At 67.6% G+C, this 18,188-nt stretch carries 14 protein-coding genes; 5 read left to right on the forward strand and 9 right to left on the reverse strand.

The window, feature by feature from the left end:
* Positions 1-4 precede the first annotated feature (4 nt).
* From EV138_RS04985 to EV138_RS05000, 4 genes are all read right to left on the reverse strand, one after another.
* Positions 5-1,330, reverse strand: a complete 1,326-nt coding sequence (locus EV138_RS04985; protein WP_133977252.1) for an ABC transporter substrate-binding protein — start codon at positions 1,328-1,330, stop codon at positions 5-7.
* A gap of 225 nt (positions 1,331-1,555) precedes the next feature.
* Positions 1,556-2,767, reverse strand: coding sequence for a radical SAM family heme chaperone HemW (gene hemW, locus EV138_RS04990; protein WP_133977253.1), 1,212 nt, complete (start codon positions 2,765-2,767; stop codon positions 1,556-1,558).
* 317 nt (positions 2,768-3,084) lie between these two features.
* Complete coding sequence (locus tag EV138_RS04995) at positions 3,085-4,008, reverse strand: hypothetical protein (protein WP_133977254.1); 924 nt, start codon at positions 4,006-4,008, stop codon at positions 3,085-3,087.
* Between the two features lie 89 nt (positions 4,009-4,097).
* Entirely contained in the window at positions 4,098-5,933 is a 1,836-nt protein-coding gene (locus tag EV138_RS05000; RefSeq protein WP_133977255.1) for an AMP-dependent synthetase/ligase, read from the reverse strand.
* A 108-nt stretch (positions 5,934-6,041) separates the two neighbouring features.
* On the opposite strand from EV138_RS05000, the gene EV138_RS05005 reads away from it, so the two are divergent.
* A complete protein-coding gene (locus EV138_RS05005) occupies positions 6,042-7,697 on the forward strand; it encodes a peptide-N4-asparagine amidase (protein WP_133977256.1) in 1,656 nt (551 codons plus the stop codon).
* Here the strand turns inward: EV138_RS05005 and EV138_RS05010 are convergent.
* From EV138_RS05010 to EV138_RS05020, 3 genes are all read right to left on the reverse strand, one after another.
* Complete coding sequence (locus EV138_RS05010) at positions 7,685-8,710, reverse strand: aspartate-semialdehyde dehydrogenase (protein WP_133977257.1); 1,026 nt, start codon at positions 8,708-8,710, stop codon at positions 7,685-7,687. The two genes, EV138_RS05005 and EV138_RS05010, sit on opposite strands and share 13 nt — an antisense overlap.
* Before the next feature lie 144 nt (positions 8,711-8,854).
* Entirely contained in the window at positions 8,855-9,040 is a 186-nt protein-coding gene (locus EV138_RS05015; protein ID WP_133977258.1) for a tautomerase family protein, read from the reverse strand.
* A 63-nt stretch (positions 9,041-9,103) separates the two neighbouring features.
* Positions 9,104-10,612, reverse strand: coding sequence for a sodium:solute symporter family protein (locus EV138_RS05020; RefSeq protein ID WP_133977259.1), 1,509 nt, complete (start codon positions 10,610-10,612; stop codon positions 9,104-9,106).
* Positions 10,613-10,769: 157 nt separating this feature from the next.
* Between EV138_RS05020 and kduI the strand changes: the two genes are divergently transcribed.
* From kduI to EV138_RS05040, 4 genes are all read left to right on the forward strand, one after another.
* Positions 10,770-11,609 carry a 5-dehydro-4-deoxy-D-glucuronate isomerase gene (gene kduI / locus EV138_RS05025; RefSeq protein WP_133977260.1) on the forward strand — a complete coding sequence of 280 codons (840 nt, stop codon included), beginning with the start codon at positions 10,770-10,772 and terminating at the stop codon, positions 11,607-11,609.
* Complete coding sequence (locus tag EV138_RS05030; protein WP_133977261.1) at positions 11,606-12,364, forward strand: SDR family oxidoreductase; 759 nt, start codon at positions 11,606-11,608, stop codon at positions 12,362-12,364. The genes kduI and EV138_RS05030 overlap by 4 nt, the downstream gene beginning before the upstream one ends.
* 11 nt (positions 12,365-12,375) lie before the next feature.
* On the forward strand, positions 12,376-13,137 hold the full coding sequence (locus EV138_RS05035; RefSeq protein ID WP_238157965.1) for an IclR family transcriptional regulator: 762 nt from the start codon (positions 12,376-12,378) through the stop codon (positions 13,135-13,137).
* 103 nt (positions 13,138-13,240) lie between these two features.
* Positions 13,241-16,306, forward strand: coding sequence for a glycosyl hydrolase 2 galactose-binding domain-containing protein (locus tag EV138_RS05040; RefSeq protein WP_133977262.1), 3,066 nt, complete (start codon positions 13,241-13,243; stop codon positions 16,304-16,306).
* Here EV138_RS05040 and EV138_RS05045 read toward each other — a convergent pair.
* Positions 16,303-17,538 (reverse strand): MFS transporter, encoded by a 1,236-nt coding sequence (locus EV138_RS05045; protein ID WP_133977263.1) that lies wholly within the window; start codon positions 17,536-17,538, stop codon positions 16,303-16,305. The genes EV138_RS05040 and EV138_RS05045 overlap by 4 nt on opposite strands.
* Positions 17,535-18,161, reverse strand: coding sequence for an MOSC domain-containing protein (locus EV138_RS05050; protein ID WP_133977264.1), 627 nt, complete (start codon positions 18,159-18,161; stop codon positions 17,535-17,537). The genes EV138_RS05045 and EV138_RS05050 overlap by 4 nt, the downstream gene beginning before the upstream one ends.
* Positions 18,162-18,188: the final 27 nt, after the last annotated feature.

Here is an 18,188-nt window from a genome sequence, read left to right on the forward strand (position 1 = left end):
TCAGTCAGCTGGTTTTCCGGACGTTCGCCGCCTTGTCGCTGTCCCGGAGTGCTTGTTTCCAGGCCGCCGCCGGGGACTGCTTGCCCGTCTCGATCCGGTTCAGCGCTTCGGAGAAGACCTGGTTGATCTCGCCGTCGCGGGGGCCCTTGTGTTGTTTGAGGATCACGTTCTGGGCCCGGTTGATGAAGATCTTGCCGACCGGTGCGTTGTTGAAGTACGGGTTGATCTGCGACTTCACCTGCGGGGAGTCGTAGGCATCGGTGGTCGACGGGAACGACCCGACCTTCTTGAACACCTTGATCTGCTGCTCCGGCGCGGTCAGCCAGGCGGCCAGTTTGGCGGCTTCCTCGGGATTGGCCGACTGGGTCGGCACGGTCAGGTAGGACCCGCCCCAGTTGCCGCCGCCGCCGGGGAACACGTCGGCGACGTCCCACTTGCCCTTGCCGAAGCTTCCCGCGTTGTCCTGGATGACGCCGAGCAGCCAGCCCGGGCAGGCGATGGTCGCGAACGCATCGGAGCGGAAACTCTTGTTCCACGCGTCGGTCCAGGCCGGCAGCTTCGCCGACAGGCCCTGCTCGGTGCCGGCGACGACCTGGTTCCAGGTCTTCTTCAGCAGGTCGTTCTCGGCGCCCAGGTAGCGGTCCTGGTTGGAGTAGTAGGCCTGGATCAACTGGTTGCGCATCGCGTCCCAGGTCACCGTCGCGGAGTCGTACCAGGCGGAGTTCGGCACTTTCGCCTTGAACTTGCGGCCGTAGGAGAAGTACGACGCCCAGTCCGGGAACAGCTTGGCGACCTCGGTGCGGTCCGTCGGCAGGCCGGCCTTGGCGAACAGGTCCTTGCGGTAGCACATCGCCATCGGCCCGATGTCCGTGCCGTACCCGATGATCCGGCCGTCGCCGGTGGTCGCGCCGGCCGTCTTCCAGTCCAGCCAGCGCGACTTCAGGTCGTCGGCGCCGTACTGGCGCAGGTCGACGAACTTGTCGGCCTTGGCCAGGTACTTGTAGATCCAGCTGACCTCCATCGCCTCGATGTCGGCCATCCCGGACCCGGCCGCGAGGTTGTCGTCGAGGTGCTTGATGTGCACGTCGACGGTCGGGGCGCGCCGTTCGGTGATCTTGATGTTCGGGTGCGCCGCCTCGTACTCGCGGTACAGGTCGCTGTAGCCGAACTCGTTGAAGGTCGCGATGGTCAGTTCCAGCTTCTGACCGTCGTCGTCTTTGGAGTCCGACGAGGCGGAGGACGGGTCGTTGCCACCGCAGGCCGAAACCAGCAAGGTGAGGCTGCAGGCTAGGAGGGCAACTGCGGTGCGATAGCCGGCACTGGGCCGCATTGAATGCTCCCTGTTACTGGACGGGTTGAGAGCGCTCTCGGTTGGTAAACCGACCTGAGTTTCGAGCGTTTCAACTGAGTGTGTCAAGCACCACATCGTTACTCTGAGACACCACGCCGCGTTGGTCAGTACATAGCAGACCAAATAGTCACTGTGCGAACCACACCGGTGACTGACAGCGTAAATTCCTGGCAAACAGCTGTGTTGGCACAAGCAACTATTTGGTCACGGCAGCAGTTCGCGGACGACCGCGTCGGCCAGCAGCCGACCACGGCGAGTGAGCACGAGGCGTCCTTCGGCCTCGATCAGCAAGCCGTCACCGACCGCGTCCGCGACGGCCGCACGACCACCCTCGTCCAGTACGTCGAGAGGCAGGCCGGCCCGCAGCCTGATCTCCAGCAGCACCCGCTCGACCCGACGCGTCTCGTCGTCGAGCACTTCCCGCGCGTACGCCGGACTCGCGCCCGAGGCGATCCGGTCGGCGTACGCCGTCGGGTGCTTCACGTTCCACCAGCGCACCCCGCCGACGTGGCTGTGCGCGCCCGGCCCGATGCCCCACCAGGTGTCGCCTCGCCAGTACAGCTCGTTGTGGCGGCACCGAGCGTCCGTCGTACGGGCCCAGTTGGACACCTCGTACCAGCCGAGTCCCGCGCTGGTCAGCAGGTCGTCGGCGAGCACGTATTTGTCGGCCAGGTCGTCGTCGTCCGGCATCGGCAACTCGCCACGGCGTACCCGACGGGCCAACTGCGTGCCGTCCTCGACGATCAGCGCGTAGGCGCTCACGTGGTCGGGATCGGCGGAGAGCGCGGACTCCAGCGAAGTCCGCCAATCCTCGAGCGACTCCCCCGGGGTGCCGTAGATGAGGTCCAGATTCACGTGCTCGAAGCCGGCGGCCGTCGCTTCCTTCACCGCCTGCAGAGCGCGCCCGGGCGTGTGTGTGCGATCCAGAATCTGCAGCACGTGCGGACTCGCACTCTGCATCCCGAACGAGACGCGCGTGAAGCCGGCTTCGAGCAGCTCCTCCAGATACCGCGGATCCACGGACTCCGGGTTCGCCTCCGTGGTCACCTCGGCACCCGGTGCCAGCCCGAACTCATCCCGTACTGCGGCCAGCATCAACCCGAGATCCTCGGCCGGCAGCAGCGTCGGCGTACCCCCACCGAAGAACACCGTCTCGACCGGCCGATCCAGCTCCCCCAGCACCCGCCTGGCCAGCCGCACTTCCTCGACGGCGGTCTGCGCGTACGACGCCTGAGACCCGCCGCCACCCAACTCCTTGGCGGTATAGGTGTTGAAGTCGCAATACCCACAACGAGCCGCACAGAACGGCACATGCAGATAAAACCCGAACGGCCTTGCCCCCGCCTCCCGAACCGCGCGCTCCGGCAACGCCCCATCCGCAGGCGCAACCTCCCCCTCAGGCAATATCGACGGCACCCACCCATCCTACGGACGCCCCCACGCCGGCCCCCCGCTCACTCCTCCGTCGTTCACTCGAGGCTCGCTCCCACCCACCCCACAACGCGGCTCCTCCGTCGCCGCTCAACCGGTGGTTGCGGTGGATGCCCAGGCGAGCTTCGCAAGACAACCCATCAGCTCGACGACACGAGGCGCGAATGTGACCGCTCCGCAGAACTTGCCCGCCGGTTCTCGCCACCTGCGAGATAGCTTCGCGCACGCATTGGATCGCTGCCTGCAGTTCCGACATGTCCGCCATCCAGTCACCCGGTCGGCGGTGGTCCTGCACGCTTCCGCTACGGGGTTGCGTCTGGGTAGTTGACTACCTCGACGCTCTTGTCGCCTGGTTTGCGGATGTTGGTGGTGTTGGTGGGTTCGAGGGGGTAGATGTAGCGGTCGCCTTTGGTCAGGGGCTTGGCGTGTTGGAGGTCGTGCCAGCCTCGGAGGTCGCGGAGCTTGGACTGTTTCAGGAGGGTCTCGAGCATCTGCAGCCAGGCCGCGCGGTACGCGGGTTTCTTCACCGAGAGGGCGGCGGGGAGCTTCGCGTCGAACGCGTCGGTCGCCAACTGCTCGGCTTCGGTCGGGGACTTGGCGGGGCCGAACTTCTGGCCGGCCATGCCGGCGATCGTGGTGGTGATCAGGCCGTAGGTGAGGTCGTAGGCCCGCCTGGCATCGTCGAGATGCTCCTGCTCGCCCTCGCGAATCGTCGCCGACATCGCGTCGGTGACGCGGTGCCAGGCCTCATAAGTTTTCTTGCCAGGACCGGGCGCCGTACGGGTTCCCCATTTGTGGTCGCCGGCGGCCGGGTAGAACGAGTCGTGGACGGCGTCGGGCGACGCGACCGGTGGGTCGACGGTGACGAAGTGGTCGCCGCCCGGCTTCGGCGGGTGGATCCAGGTGGTGGTGAAGTTCGGCGAAACGAAGGCACCGGCCATCTTGATCCCGGTCCACCCGGCCGCGGCCCCGAGCGCCGAACTCGCCTCGTTGGCCTGGATCGCATCCATACCACCGGGCGGAGCCTGGGCGGCAGTCGTTCCAGCCCGTACGACGAGAACCTCGGGCGACCCGGGTGGAGTCCGTTCGTGCAGGCTCGACATCAGCTGGCAGACGGCCGCGTTACCGGCCGTTCGCTGCAGCTGTGCGAGCGGTCCGTCGCCATCAATGCGCAGGCCCGGCGAGACCTCCGCCGCACGCGACTGCCGGCCCTTGTGACTGCGCATCCGCCACCTCCCCCGGCAACCCTTACCGCGAGATTAGCCCTCCGAACCGACACTGTCCCGCCCTCACACCGAGCAGCGGGAGACGTGGACTACTCGTACATCTTGTCCAAGACATCGCCATAGGTGACTTCGACGTGCTTGCGCTTGAGCTTCAGGCTGGGCGTCAAGGCGCCGTCCTCGACGGTGAGGTCTCGTTCGAGGATGGTGAACTTCTTGACGGTCTCCCAGCGATTCAGGCCGGCGTTGAGTTCGTCGACGTAGCCCTGGACCATGGCGTGGGCAGCGTCCGAGGTGACGATCTCGGCGTACGGTTTGCCGCCGAGCCCGTTCTGCTGCGCCCAGCCCTCGATCGCCTCGGGGTCCAGCGTGACCAGGGCGGAGACGAAGTTGCGCTGGTTGCCGTGGACCAGGAACTGGCTGGCGTACGGGCAGATCATCTTGAACCGGCCCTCGATCACCTGCGGCGCGACGTACTTGCCGCCGGAGGTCTTGAACAGGTCCTTCTTCCGGTCGGTGATGAAGAGGAACTCGTCCTCGAAGTGCCCGATGTCCCCGGTGTGGAACCAGCCCTCGGCGTCGATCACCTCGGCGGTCTGCTCGGGCAGGTTGTGGTAGCCGCTCATCACACCGGGACCCTTGATCAGGATCTCGCCGTCCTCGGCGATCTTGAACTCCGCGGCCGGGAAGACCGGACCAACGCTGCCGAGTCGATACCGATCCGGCCGGTTCAGCGTCGAGCCGGCGGCGGTCTCGGAGAGCCCGTAGCCCTCCAGGATCAGCAGCCCGGCGGCGTGGAACCACTCGGCGAGCTTCTTGTCCAGCGCGGCCGAACCGGACACGAAGAACCGGATCTTCCCACCGAAGCGGTCCCGGATCTTCGACAGCACCAGCTTGTCCGCCACGGCGTACTGCGCGGCCAGGACGCCGCTGGGCTCCTTGCCCTGCTGGCGAAGCTTGGACACCTGGGAGCCGATGCCGAAGGCCCAGTGGAACAGCTTCGCCTTGACGCCGCCCTCGGCCTCCATCATCGTCACGATCCGCCCGTGCGCCTTCTCGAAGACGCGCGGCGCGGCGGCCATGAAGGTCGGCTGGACGGCGGCCGCGTTGGCCACGATCTTGTCCACCCGGCCGTCGATCGCGGTCGCGAAACCGATCTGGAACTGTACGGCGAGCAGCACCTGGCCGAAGACGTGCGACAAGGGCAACCACAGCAACTGCAGGTCGTCCGGGCTCAGCACCCGGATGCCTTCCACCGCGGCCCCCTCGTACGTCCAGACCGAGTGCGGCAGGCGCACACCCTTCGGGCGCCCGGTCGTACCGGACGTGTAGACCAGCGTGCACAGGTGCTCCGGCCGGATCTGCCCGATCCGTTCGTCGACAGCCGCCGCGTTCTGCTCCAGCAACTGAGCCCCGAGCTCGTCGAGCGCGGACAGGCTGATCACCCAGTCGCCGTCACGCTCTTCCGGCGAACCGTCGATCAGGACGACCTTCTGCAGCGACGGCAACTCCGACCTGTGTTCTCGCAGCTTGTCCACCTGGCCGGCGTCCTCGGCGAACACGACCCGGACCTCCGCGTCGGCCACGATGTAGGCGACGTCGGCGGCCATCGTGGTCGGGTAGATCGTGGTGGTCGCGGCCGCCGCGAGAACCGCGGCGAGGTAGCACTGGACCCATTCGAGCCGGGTGCTCGCGGCAACGGCGACGCGCTGCTCGGGCTCGACCCCGAGCGCGATCAGGCCGGCGGCGCGACGGCGTACGAGCTCGTCGGTCTGCTGCCAGCTGACCGAGGCCCATTCCTCACCGGCCGGGTACCGGAAGGCCTCCCGGTGGGGTTGCGCGGCGACGCGGTCGAGGAACATCTGGGCGAGGTGCTCCTTGCGGGAGCTGAGCAACGCGAGCTGAGGACCGTCGGCAACGGGCTTCATGGCTGGCCTCCATCGGGGGTCAAGTGAACCGAACGGTAATAGACGCAGCCAACCGTGACCATGGTCATCGCTTGCCCGTCCGCACCATCTCGATTACGTTTCCGCAACATGCGCGCACGGTCTGTGGCACTCGTCTCACTATCCGTCCTACTCCTCGGCTGGTTGTCCCCGGCCAACGCCGCGCCGCCACCGGCCCGGGCGGTGGCCCAAGTCGTTCCGCCGTCCGAATTCGGGACCGATTACGACGATCCCCGGACGCCGGCGCCACCGGTCGCCGTGCCGGACACCCGGCACTGCTCGGTCGAGATCGTCCGGAACGGCTTCAAGAACTTCGATCCCTACACCTCCACCTATACCCCACCGGCCGGCTGTCGCGGACCGTGGTCCAAGGTCGTGCTGAAGATGCACGGCTCGGTCAAGGGCGTCCAGTACGACCGGCTGGGGCACATCACGATCGGCGGCGTCGGTGTCTTCCGCACCTCCACTCCCGAGCCGAGCACGGACGGCATCAGTTGGCAGGTCGAGAAGGACGTCACGTCCTACAGCCCGCTGCTGCGCACCCCACAGCCCGTCGTGATGGAACTCGGCAATGTGGTCAACGACACGTACACCGGCGTCCTGGACATCGTCGTCACCCTCGACTTCTACGTAGCAGGCCACGGCGCCCCACCGGCCCGTACGGCGAACGCCGTGCTGCCGCTCCAGGACCAGCGCCGCGAGGACTCCGACCTCGTCGGTACGGCGACGCTGCCGCGCAACACCACCCGCTTGCTCGGCGAGGTCTACGTGACCGGTTCGGGCGGCGGCTGCGAGGAGTTCTGGGACACCTCCGCGCCGGAGTCGACCGGCTACTCCTGCCCCGACGGATCGCCGTACCGCGAAGTCGACGTCCTGGTCGACGGCAAGCTCGCCGGGATCGCCCTGCCGTACCCGTACATCTACACCGGCGGCTGGTCCAACCCGTACTCCTGGCGTCCCTCCCCCGCACCACGTGCCTTCGACATCAAGCCCGTGTACTACGACCTGACGCCCTTCGCCGGCCTGGTCAGCGACGGCAAGCCGCACGAGTTCCGCGTCCACGTCGCCGGCGTACCGGCCGGGCAGAGCGGCTGGTTCACCGTCCCGAACCTGCACGTCTGGACCGACCCGATCCGCAAGCAGACCAGCGGTGCCCTGACCTCGTACGCCGTGTCGCCGCTGACCAAGTCGGACGACGTCACCGGTTCGAGTGGCGCGGCCGGCTCGGTGAAGATGACCGCGTCGCGATCGCTCCAGCTCAGCGGGTACGTCGACACGTCGGCGGGCCGGGTCCGCACGACCGTGCAGCGGACTCTTTCCAACAAGTCGGACCACGTCTGGGAAGCCGGCGAGTCGCGCGACACCCTGGATGCCTCGTGGCACGACAACTCGGTGGTCACCACGGGAGCCAAGGTCGAGCGGGCCGACCTCAGCTACGGCAAGTCGGGCTATCTCAGCTTCTTGCCCAACGCAACGATTCCCAACGGCTACGACATCGTCACCGACCTCACCATCTACGACCGCAGCCACCTGACCGCCACGGCCGGCCGGCACGTCGTCGCGGATCGCCGGACCGAGGAGACCTACGACGGCCGCGCGTCGTGGATCTACAACGTCCCCCGCGACCAGCGCCACGCCACCAGCGACCAAACCGTCCGGTACCGCAGCTCCGGCACCGACGGCTGCTACGACCACACGCTGAGTGCGATCAACGGCGTTTATGTGAAGGACTACTACCGCTGCTGAAGGAGCTCCGCGATCTGGACTGCGTTGAGCGCGGCGCCCTTGCGCAGGTTGTCGTTGGAGACGAAGAGGACGAGGCCACGTCCGTCCGGGACCGACTGGTCCTGGCGGATGCGGCCGACATACGACGGATCCTTGCCTGCGGCAAGCAGCGGGGTGGGCAGGTCGGCGAGCTCGACGCCGGGTGCGGTCGCGAGCAGCTCGGTCGCTCGCTCTGGGGTGATCGGGTCGGCGAACTCGGCGTGGATGCTCAAGGAGTGGCCGGTGAAGACCGGGACGCGGACGCAGGTGCCGGCGACCGGGAGGTCCGGGATGTGCAGGATCTTGCGGCTCTCGTTGCGGAGCTTCTGCTCCTCGTCGGTCTCCCCGGTGCCGTCGGCAACGATCGATCCGGCCAGCGGGAGCACGTTGAACGCGATCGGACCGGCGTACACCTGCGGCTGCGGCAGCTCGATGCCTTCGGCACCGCGGGCGAGCCGGCCGGAACCAGCGGCGAGCGCGTTCGTCTGGTCCTCGAGTTCGCGGACGCCGACGCCACCCGAGCCGGAGACGGCCTGGTAGGTGGAGACGATCAGCCGGGTCAGCCGCGCCTCGCGGTGCAGCGGAGCGAGCACCGGCATCGCCGCCATCGTGGTGCAGTTCGGGTTCGCCACGATGCCCTTGGGGAGGTGGTCGAGATCGCCGGGGTTGACCTCGGCAACGACCAGCGGGACCTCGGGATCCATCCGCCAGCCGGACGAGTTGTCCACCACGACCGCTCCGGCGGCCGCGACCTTCGGGGCGAACTCCTTCGACGCCGTCTTGCCGTTGGAGAACAGCGCCAGGTCGAGCCCGGCGAAGTCGGCCGTGGCCGAGTCCTCGACGGTGACCTTGGCGTCACCGAACGGAAGCTGACTGCCGGCGGATCGCGCGGACGCGAAGTACCGGATCTCGTCGACCGGGAACTTCCGCTCGACGAGCAACTCCCGCATGACCCCGCCGACTTGACCTGTGGCTCCGAATACTCCTACTCGCATACCCCGAAGCCTAAGTGAGCCCGCCGCTCGCGACGGCCGAAGTCCACCATCCGGTGGAGGCGCGAGGTGTGGCGGCGGCGGGGTGTGGGCGCCTGGGGTGCGCCGGCTCTGCCTCGAGGCGGGCGGCGGAGCCGGCGCGGGTGGTCAGGAGTCGGAGACGAGGATGCCGCCGTTGGCGACGTCGGACTTCTCGATCTCCTGGAAGACGATGCGCACCGATTCGCGCTTGGCGCCGAGGATCGCGATCGCGGAGTCGGTGACGGCGGCAACGAACTCGCGGCGCTGGTCGAGAGTGCGGCCGGAGAGCAGTTCGACGGTGATGTTCGGCATAGGGAGTCTCCTCAGCGAAGGGATTGTTGTTCTGTGTGGTGAAACATTGTTCCAGTACGACGGTCAGCCGACCGCCGCCGTCCGCCTGGCGGGCACCTCACCGGCGGGGTCGGTGTTGAGCGAGTCGAGCAGTTCGTCCACCTCGGCCCGGCGCTCCGGCAGCAGCCGGCCCAGGCCGACGTACACGACCAAGGAAGTTGCCAACGGCAACGCAACTACCAAAGTGGTGTCGGTCGAGCCGATGCCCCACTTCACGATCGCCCAGACGATCAGGCCGATCGCCCAGGACGCGATCGCCGCCCGCGACCCACTCCGCCGGAACCAAGGCAGCAGGCCGAGCATCAAGGGGATCGCGATCGGTCCCATCGTCGCGGCCACCAGGTCGACGACGATCTTCAGTACGACGCCCTGCCCGTTGGTGATGATCGCGATCAGCATGCTCGCGGTGACGAAGCTGAAGGTCACGATCCGCGCGAACTTCAGGATCCCCGCGTCGCTCAACTGACGCAGCCTCGGTACGAGCACCGGGCCGAGGTCGCGGGTGATCACCGAGGAGATCGCGTTCGCGTCCGAGGCGACCATCGCCATCGTGTGCGAGAAGAACCCGGCCAGGACGAGCCCGATCAGGCCGCTCGGCAGCAGCAGTTGCGACATTTCGACGTACGACTGCTCGGGCTTGGCGAGGCCGGGAACCAGTAGCGGCGCCGCGCACATCGGGATGAACAGCACGAGCGGCCAGACCAGCCACAGCGCCGACGACAGCAGGGCGGACCGCTTCGCCTCGGAGCCGGACGGTGCGGCCATGTAGCGCTGCGCCAGGTTCCACATCCCGCCGTTGTATTCGAAGGTCTTGATGAACAGGAAGGCGATCAAGAAGATCGGCGTGTACGGTCCGTTCAGCGCCGAGCCGTGCCCCGCGGGCAACTGGTCCCACATCTTCCACAGCGTGGGAATGCCGTCCAGGTGCGAGAGGACGCCGACGAACATCGCGATCCCGGCCGCGGCCTGGATGACGAACTGGCCGAAGTCGGTGAGTACGTCGGCCCACAATCCACCCAGCGTCGCGTAGAGCATCGTGACGACCCCGGTGAGCAGGATGCCCCAGCGCATCGGTACGCCGGTGAATCCGTTCAGCAGTACGGCGATCGCGACCCACTTGGCGGCGATGTCGACCACCTTGAGCAGCGCACCGGAGTACGCGAGGACCTGCTGGGTCGGCAGGTTGTACCGGCGGGCGAGGTACTCCAGCGGCGAGACGACACCGTGCTTGGCTCGCAGCCGGTTCCAGCGTGCGGCGAACACGAACGCGCCGATGCCGACACCGACGCCGATCGACATCGCCCACCACACGTAGACCGTGATGCCGTAGCTGTAGGCGACCGCCGCGAAGGCAACGAACATGACCGCGCTGTAGCCGGACATGTGGTGCGAGATCCCGGACAACCACCACGGGATCCGGCCGCCGGTCGTGAAGTAGTCGACGACGGTCTTGACCTTGCTGCGGGACCAGACTCCGATCGCCACCATCAGCACGAAGTAGCCGGCCAGGACCGTCCAGTCGAGGGCTGTCATGTGAATCCTCCAGAGGCGGGCGGGATGTGCCTGGAAGGTTCCACTCAACAGAACCAAGTGTCAAGAGGCGGAACAGTCAGGATCACCAAGACGCAGCTTAGACCCCATGACGTGGTCAACGTTTGACAGGATGTTCCGCTGAGTAGAACCTTGTTCTGTGAATGACGCTCAGCAACCTCTCCAGGTCCGGCACGCCACCCACCCCGACCAGATCCCGGGTTTCGCCACCGCGGACCTGCGCGACTCGTACCTGGTCGAAGACCTGTTCACTCCGGACACGATCACCGGGGTGCTCACCCACCACGACCGGATCGTGCTCGCCGGCGCCTGCCCGGCGAGCGGCCCGCTCACCCTCGGAACCTGGCCGGAGCTGCGCAGCGAATTCTTCCTCGAGCGCCGCGAGGCCGGCATCGTCAACGTCGGCGGACCGGGCACGGTCACCGTCGACGGCACCAAGTTCGAACTGACCACCGGCGCCTGCCTGTACGCCGGACGCGGCGCGCGCGACGTCGTCTTCGAGGGACCCGAGGCCGCCTTCTACCTCTTCTCCGCCACCGCGCACGCCGACTTCCCGACCGCACTGGTCCAGCCCGGCGAGGGCAACCGGCTCGAACTCGGCGACCAGCAGACCGCGAACCGGCGCACCATCGACCAATACATCCACGCGGACGGCGTACAGAGCTGCCAGATCGTGCTCGGCGTGACCACGCTGCACCCCGGCAGCACCTGGAACACGATGCCCGCACACACCCACGACCGACGCACCGAGTGCTACCTGTACTTCGGCCTCCCGGAGGCCGACCGGGTCGTGCATCTGCTCGGCGAACCTGACGAGACCAGGCACCTCGTCGTCGCCGATCGCGAGGCAGTGATCTCCCCCAGTTGGTCCATCCACTCCGGCGTCGGCACCTCGGCGTACAGCTTCGTCTGGGCGATGGCCGGCGAGAACCAGGCGTTCACCGACATGGACGGCGTCGACGTGCAGGATCTTCGGTGACCGCTGGATTCTCACTGCGGGGCCGTACCGCGCTGGTGACCGGCGCCCGACGCGGCATCGGCGCGGCGATCGCCGCCGGGTACGCCGCGGCGGGAGCCGACCTGATCCTGCTCGCACGCGACGCGGCGCTGGAGGACACGCTCGAGGCGATCAAGCTGAACGGCGGCGGCGAAGCGACGGTGATCACCGCGGACTTCGCCGACCCGGCCGAGGTGGAGGCGGTCGCGACCGCTCTCGTCCGGGACCGTCGGGTCGACATCCTGGTCAACAACGCGGGCACAATCCGCCGGGCGCCTGCCGTCGAGACCGCGCCGGCCGACTGGCAGCACGTGATCGATGTGAACCTGAACTCGACCTGGGCGGTGACGCGGCCGATCGGCGCCGCCATGGTCACCCGCGGCGACGGGAAGATCATCACGATCGCTTCTCTGCTGAGCTTCCAGGGCGGCATCACAGTTCCCGCCTACACCGCCAGCAAGCACGCGGTCGCCGGGCTCACGAAGGCACTGGCCAACGAGTGGGGAGCGTCCGGCGTACAGGTGAATGCGATCGCTCCCGGATACATCAGTACCGACAACACGACCGACCTGCGGGCCGACGCCGACCGGGAGGCGGCCATCCGGGATCGCATCCCGGCCGGCCGGTGGGGACGACCGGAGGATCTGGTCGGTGCCGCCGTCTTCCTGGCGTCGGCGGCGGCCGACTACGTCAACGGCCATGTGCTGGCCGTCGACGGCGGCTGGCTGGCGAGATGAGAGGTGACAGGATGAGCGACATGAGTTCGCCCTCGGCCATCGACAAGACGCTGATGGTGCTCGACGCGGTCCTCGAGCACTCCCGGTTCACCGACGTGGTGACGGCCACCGGCCTGGCCAAGTCGACCGTGCACCGGATCATGGCGTCGCTGGTCGAGCACGAGTTCGTCGCGCAGTCCGAGGACGGCTCGTACCACCCGGGTCCGAAGGCGCTGCGGCTTGCCGGGCATGCGCTGACGAACGTCGATCTCGCGACGGTCGCCCGGCCCGTGCTGGCCGACCTGGTCGCGCAGACCCGCTGCACGGTGCACGTCGGCCTGCTGAACGGCGACGAGGCGATCTACGTCGCGCGACTCGACGGACCCAAGCCGTACCGAATGCCGTCCCGCGTGGGCAAGGCTTTCTGGCTGCACTGCACCGGCATCGGCAAAGCCCTCCTGGCCGAACTGGACGACGAAGCGCTCGACGCCCTCGTCACCCGGACCGGCCTGCCCGCCCGTACGCCGCTCACCCACACGACCGCTGCTGCTTTGAAGGCCGACCTCACCCAGGTCCGGGCCCGCGGGTACGCCCTGGACGACGAGGAGAACGAGCCCGGCATTCGCTGCGTCGCGGCCGTCATCCACGACCACACCGCCAGCGCGATCGCCGCCGTCAGCATCTCCACCCTCTCCCTCGAGCAGTCCATCGCCCAGGTGGCGCTGATGGCTCCGGCCGCCATCGAAGCCGCCCGCAAAATCTCCGCCGCCCTCGGCTACCGCGAACCCACCTGAGCCGTTGTCAGCCCGCCTTCTCCGGCGCTAGCATCGATCACAGTTTGACAGGAAAGTTTCTTAACGATCATGTGGCCGATCACCGCCCCGAGGAGGCCCACCGATGCGATCGTGGCCGAGAAGCATCCGATTTCTGACGGTTGCCGCGCTGGCAGCCGCAGCCTGTACCGCGGTCCCCGCCGCCGGCGCGCCGTACCGGGACCCAGCCCCGCCGTTCGCCCCGACCCTCTTCGCGACCGCTGCGGTCAGCCCGATCCCTGGGTTCTTGCTGCAGACCTCCGCGCAGGTGTCCAACGACGCGGCCGTCACCCAGCCCGGCTACCCGACGACCGGCTGGCTGCCCGTCTCGGCGCGGTCGACGGTCTTCGCGGGCCTGTTGCAGAACAACAAGTACCCCGATCCGTTCTTCTCCACGAACATGAAGAACGTCGACAAGAGCCAGTTCACCGTGCCCTGGTGGTACCGCTCCGACGTGGAGATTGCTGACACCGCCCAGCGCACCTACCTCGACTTCAGCGGAGTGCTGTCCCGCACCGATGTCTGGGTCAACGGCACGAAGGTCGCCGACAAGACGCAGACCGCCGGCGCCTACACCCGGCACGACCTCGACATCACCGCGCAGGTGCACACCGGCAGCAACGCGATCACCTTCAAGGTCTACCCGAACGACCCGAACAACGACCTCACGATGGGCTGGATCGACTGGGCCCAGACGCCACCGGACCAGAACATGGGCATCGTCCGCGACGTCCTGGTCCGGCGCAGCGGTGCGGTCGCCCTCCGCGGCGCTCACGTCGTCACCAAGCTCCCTTCGGTGACCCACGCGGACCTGACCGCGAAGGTCGACGTGCGCAACGACTCGTCGGCCGCCGTCACCACCACCGTCGCGGGCAGCGTCGCCGGCGTACCGGTCAGTCAGTCGGTCTCGCTCGCCGCCAAGGAGAAGAAGACGGTCACGTTCCCGACGATCGGGCTGGACAACCCGAACGTCTGGTGGCCGGCCGGGATGGGCGGGCAGCCGCTGTACGCGCTCGACCTGACCGCCACCGCAGCCGGTACGCCGTCCGACGCGGCGCACGCCGACTTCGGCGTACGGGAGGTGAAGGCGCCGCTCAACAGCAGCGGTGGGCGCGCGTACTCGATCAACGGCCGGCCTCTGCTGGTGCGCGGCGGTGGTTGGTCACCCGATCTGTTCCTGCGCTGGAACGCCACCTATGCGGCCGACAAGCTCAAGTACGTCAAGGATCTCGGCCTCAACACGGTCCGGCTGGAAGGGCACATCGAGCCCGACGAGTTCTTCGACCTGGCCGACCGGCTCGGCATCCTGACCATGCCCGGCTGGGAGTGCTGCGACAAGTGGGAGGGCCAGGTCAACGGCGGCGAGAACGGCAACACCTGGAAGGCGGAGGACTACGTGACCGCCAAGGCGTCGATGACGGCCGAGGCCGAGCGGCTGCGGAACCACCCGAGCGTGCTCACCTTCCTGATCGGCAGCGACTTCGCACCGAACGCGACGATCGAGAAGAACTACCTCGACGCGCTGAACGCCGCCGACTGGCAGACCCCGGTGATCCCGGCCGCGTCGGCGAACTCGTCGCCGCAGCTCGGCAGCTCCGGGATGAAGATGAACGGACCGTACGACTGGATCCCGCCGAACTACTGGTACGACAAGGCGCACGGCGACTCCGGCGGCGCGTGGGGCTTCAACTCGGAGACCAGTGCGGGCCCGGACATCCCCACGATCGACACCCTGCAAAGGATGCTGACCCCGGCCGAGCTCGACGTGCTCTGGCAGAACCCGAGCGCCACGCAGTACCACCGGTCGTCGTCGTCCACCTTCGGCAACCTGAAGCTGTTCGGGAACGCCCTGTCCGGCCGGTACGGCGCCCCGACGGGCCTGACCGACTACGTGAAGAAGGCCCAGCTGGCGCAGTACGAGAATGTGCGTGCCGAGTTCGAGTCGCACAACCGGAACTTCACCGACTCCTCGAACCCGTCGACCGGGTTGATCTACTGGATGCTCAACAGCGGCTGGACCTCGCTGCACTGGCAGCTGTTCGACACCTATCTGGACCAGAACGGCGCGTACTACGGTGCCAAGAAGGCGAACGAGCCGCTGCACATCCAGTACTCCTACGACAGCAACTCCGTTGCCGTGGTCAACCAATCCCACGGTACGGCGTCCGGGCTGACCGCGTCGGTCAAGCTCTACAACCTCGACGGCACGGAGAAGTTCTCCCAGGCGGTCAACGTCTCGGTGCCGGGCGACGGAGGCAAGACGACGGCGCTCACGATTCCTTCGGTGAGTGGCCTGTCCACGACGTATCTGGCGAAGCTGGTGCTGACCAACTCGTCCGGCACCGAGGTCAGCCGCAACGTCTACTGGCTGTCGACGAAGGCGGACACACTCGACTGGAACAACACCGATTGGTACTACACACCGACCACCAGCTACGCGGATCTGAAGGGATTGTCGTCGCTGGCGCAGGTGCCCGTTTCGTCTGTTGTCAGCTCGTCGGTGTCGGGCTCCGATACCGTCACGACGGTCACGTTGAAGAACACCACGACCAGCAAGATCCCGGCGCTCTTCGTCGACGCGCACATCATCGGTGCCGGCGGCAAGCCCGTGCTGCCGGTGCAGTGGAACGACAACGCGGTCAGCCTGTGGCCGGGCGAGAGCGTCGTACTGCGGGCGACGTACCGGACCGCCGATCTGCAAGGTGTGACGCCTTCGGTCCGGGTGTCCGGCTGGAACACCGTGCCGGACACCGGTGGCCCCGGTCCCGGCCCGACGGTCTACGAGGCGGAGGACGCGACGATCACCGCCGGAGTGGTGGAGTCGAACCACGCGGGCTTCACCGGGCGCGGCTTCGTGAACTACGACAACGCCGTCGGGTCCGCCGTCGAGTGGACGGTCACTGCGGCAACGGCCGGCCCGGCGGACGTCGTACTGCGGTATGCCAACGGGACCACCACCTCGCGGCCGATGAACATCGCGCTCAACGGGACCGTGGTGTCTTCCGGGCTGACGTTCCCCGGCACCGGGAGCTGGGACACCTGGCAGACCAGGACCATCCGGGTGAATCTCATTGCTGGTAGCAACAAGATCAAGGCGACCGCGACCAGCACGGACGGCGGCCCGAACGTCGACAGACTCACCGTCGGCTAGACGAGTTGGGCTGCCGGCCGCGCTTTGCGGGCGGCAGCCCAACGCACGACCGGCACGAAGAGGATGCCGACGATCGCGAACCAGACGCCCAGGATGATCCAGCCCGGTACGCCGAGGCCCAACGGCAACAGGGCGAGCACGGTCGGCGCGACCATCGTGCTGATCGACATACTGGTGTTCCAGACACCTTGGTACTGGCCTTGTGCCTCGTCGGCGGCGAGGTCGAAGCCGAGCAGGAACGAGCCGGACGACTGCAGCAACTCGCCGATCACCTGTACCAGCGCACCCGCTGCGAGCAGTCCGACGGCGACCACGACGCCGCCACCGGAAGCACCCGCGAACAGCACCATCGATGCCAGCAGCAACAACCCCGCCGTCCGGGTTGCTCTTGCCGCACTTGCCGGATCGGCGATCCCCCGGCTCGATCTGACCTGGAAGAGGGAGATCACGACGGTGTTGACGATCAGCAGCAGCGCGACCGTCCAGCGGGGCGCGTCGGTATGATCGACCACCCACAACGGGATCGCCACGTCCAGGACCGCGTAGTGGATCGACATGCCCGCGTTGAGCGCGGCGACGGCGAGATAGCCGCGATCTCTCAGCGCGATCCAGACCGGGCCGTCCTCGTTCTTCGGCTGCGGCGCGACCTTCGGCACCGCGAGCACGACGAAGGCGGCGACGATACTGAGCGCCGCATCCAGCACGAACATCGACCGGTACGCCGTGGCGGTGTCGAAGTGCAGCGCGAGAGCACCGATTCCGGCGCCGGCCATGATGCCGATGTTGGTGATCGCCCGCAGGTAGGCCCGGGCGGCAACTCTGCCCGCGGCGCCCTGAGTCACGGCGGCGATCAAAGCGGCTCGGACCGCGCCGGCACCTCGGTCGAAGATCGTCAGCACGACGGCGACGGCGAGGAACTGCCAGAACGTGTCGACCAGCAGGTAGAGCAGCGACACGCAGCAGACGACGAGGCTCAGGATGACGAACAACGTGCGCGGACCACGCCGGTCGGCGAGGTGGCCGAGCGGGACGGCCGAGAGCAGGCCGAACAGCCCGGCGATGGTCAGCCCGAGCCCGACCTGCGCGATCGAGAGTCCGACGATCCGGGTGAAGTAGAGCACGCTGACCGTCATCAGCAGCCCGTTGCCGATCCGGCTCAGCAACGTCGCCAAGGCCAACGGCCGCAACGGTCCCTTCGCCGGGATCAGCCCGGCGATCCGCGGCGCCTTCATCCGCGGGCGGCGACCCGGTGCGCCAGCTCCCGGAGGTCGTCGGCGAGGTCGACGCCGGAGTCGAGCATGCCCTGCATCTTGGCCGGGTCCTGCCCGCCGAACAGGCCACCGACGGTCAGCTCGTGCGCGGGCCGGTCCAGCACCTCGACCTCGTCACCCGCGGCGATCGTGCCGGTCCTCAGCACCTTGAGATAGGCACCCGGCCGTCCCTCGGTGTGGAACCGCTTGATCCAGCCGGGTATCTCCATCCGGTGCTGGAAGGTGATGCACGGGATCCGCGGCGACCGGACCATCACCTCGACCGCGTCCCCGAGCCGCCACACCTCGCCGATCAGCGCGTTGGTGATGTCGAGCCCCTCGGTCACCAGGTTCTCCCCGAACAATCCCGGCGGGATCTCCCGCCCGAGCTGCCCGGCCCACCAGGCGGCATCCTCGGCGGCGTACGCATAGAGCGCCTGATCCGGTCCGCCGTGATGCCTGGTGTCGCAGACCGAGTCCCCTTGGAGCCCGAGCTCCCCCACTGCCACCGACCCGGCTTGCGGCCGCTTGTCGATCGCCGTGAGCCCCGTGTCCTTGGGCCCCGGGATCAACTCCTCCACCACATTCACCGTCAGCAGCCGCATACCCGCATCCTCTCCCGGCGGCCGGTC

Source organism: Kribbella voronezhensis (assembly GCF_004365175.1).
In the GTDB taxonomy this organism is placed as follows: domain Bacteria; phylum Actinomycetota; class Actinomycetes; order Propionibacteriales; family Kribbellaceae; genus Kribbella; species Kribbella voronezhensis.

Bases quoted from the DNA above. Each gene is read 5' to 3' on its own strand.
- EV138_RS04985 (WP_133977252.1), bottom strand. From the start codon at position 1,330: ATGCGGCCCAGTGCCGGCTATCGCACCGCAGTTGCCCTCCTAGCCTGC.
- EV138_RS04995 (WP_133977254.1), bottom strand. From the start codon at position 4,008: ATGCGCAGTCACAAGGGCCGGCAGTCGCGTGCGGCGGAGGTCTCGCCG.
- EV138_RS05000 (WP_133977255.1), bottom strand. From the start codon at position 5,933: ATGAAGCCCGTTGCCGACGGTCCTCAGCTCGCGTTGCTCAGCTCCCGC.
- EV138_RS05005 (WP_133977256.1), top strand. From the start codon at position 6,042: ATGCGCGCACGGTCTGTGGCACTCGTCTCACTATCCGTCCTACTCCTC.
- EV138_RS05010 (WP_133977257.1), bottom strand. From the start codon at position 8,710: ATGCGAGTAGGAGTATTCGGAGCCACAGGTCAAGTCGGCGGGGTCATG.
- EV138_RS05015 (WP_133977258.1), bottom strand. From the start codon at position 9,040: ATGCCGAACATCACCGTCGAACTGCTCTCCGGCCGCACTCTCGACCAG.
- EV138_RS05020 (WP_133977259.1), bottom strand. From the start codon at position 10,612: ATGACAGCCCTCGACTGGACGGTCCTGGCCGGCTACTTCGTGCTGATG.
- EV138_RS05035 (WP_238157965.1), top strand. From the start codon at position 12,376: ATGAGCGACATGAGTTCGCCCTCGGCCATCGACAAGACGCTGATGGTG.
- EV138_RS05040 (WP_133977262.1), top strand. From the start codon at position 13,241: ATGCGATCGTGGCCGAGAAGCATCCGATTTCTGACGGTTGCCGCGCTG.
- EV138_RS05045 (WP_133977263.1), bottom strand. From the start codon at position 17,538: ATGAAGGCGCCGCGGATCGCCGGGCTGATCCCGGCGAAGGGACCGTTG.
- EV138_RS05050 (WP_133977264.1), bottom strand. From the start codon at position 18,161: ATGCGGCTGCTGACGGTGAATGTGGTGGAGGAGTTGATCCCGGGGCCC.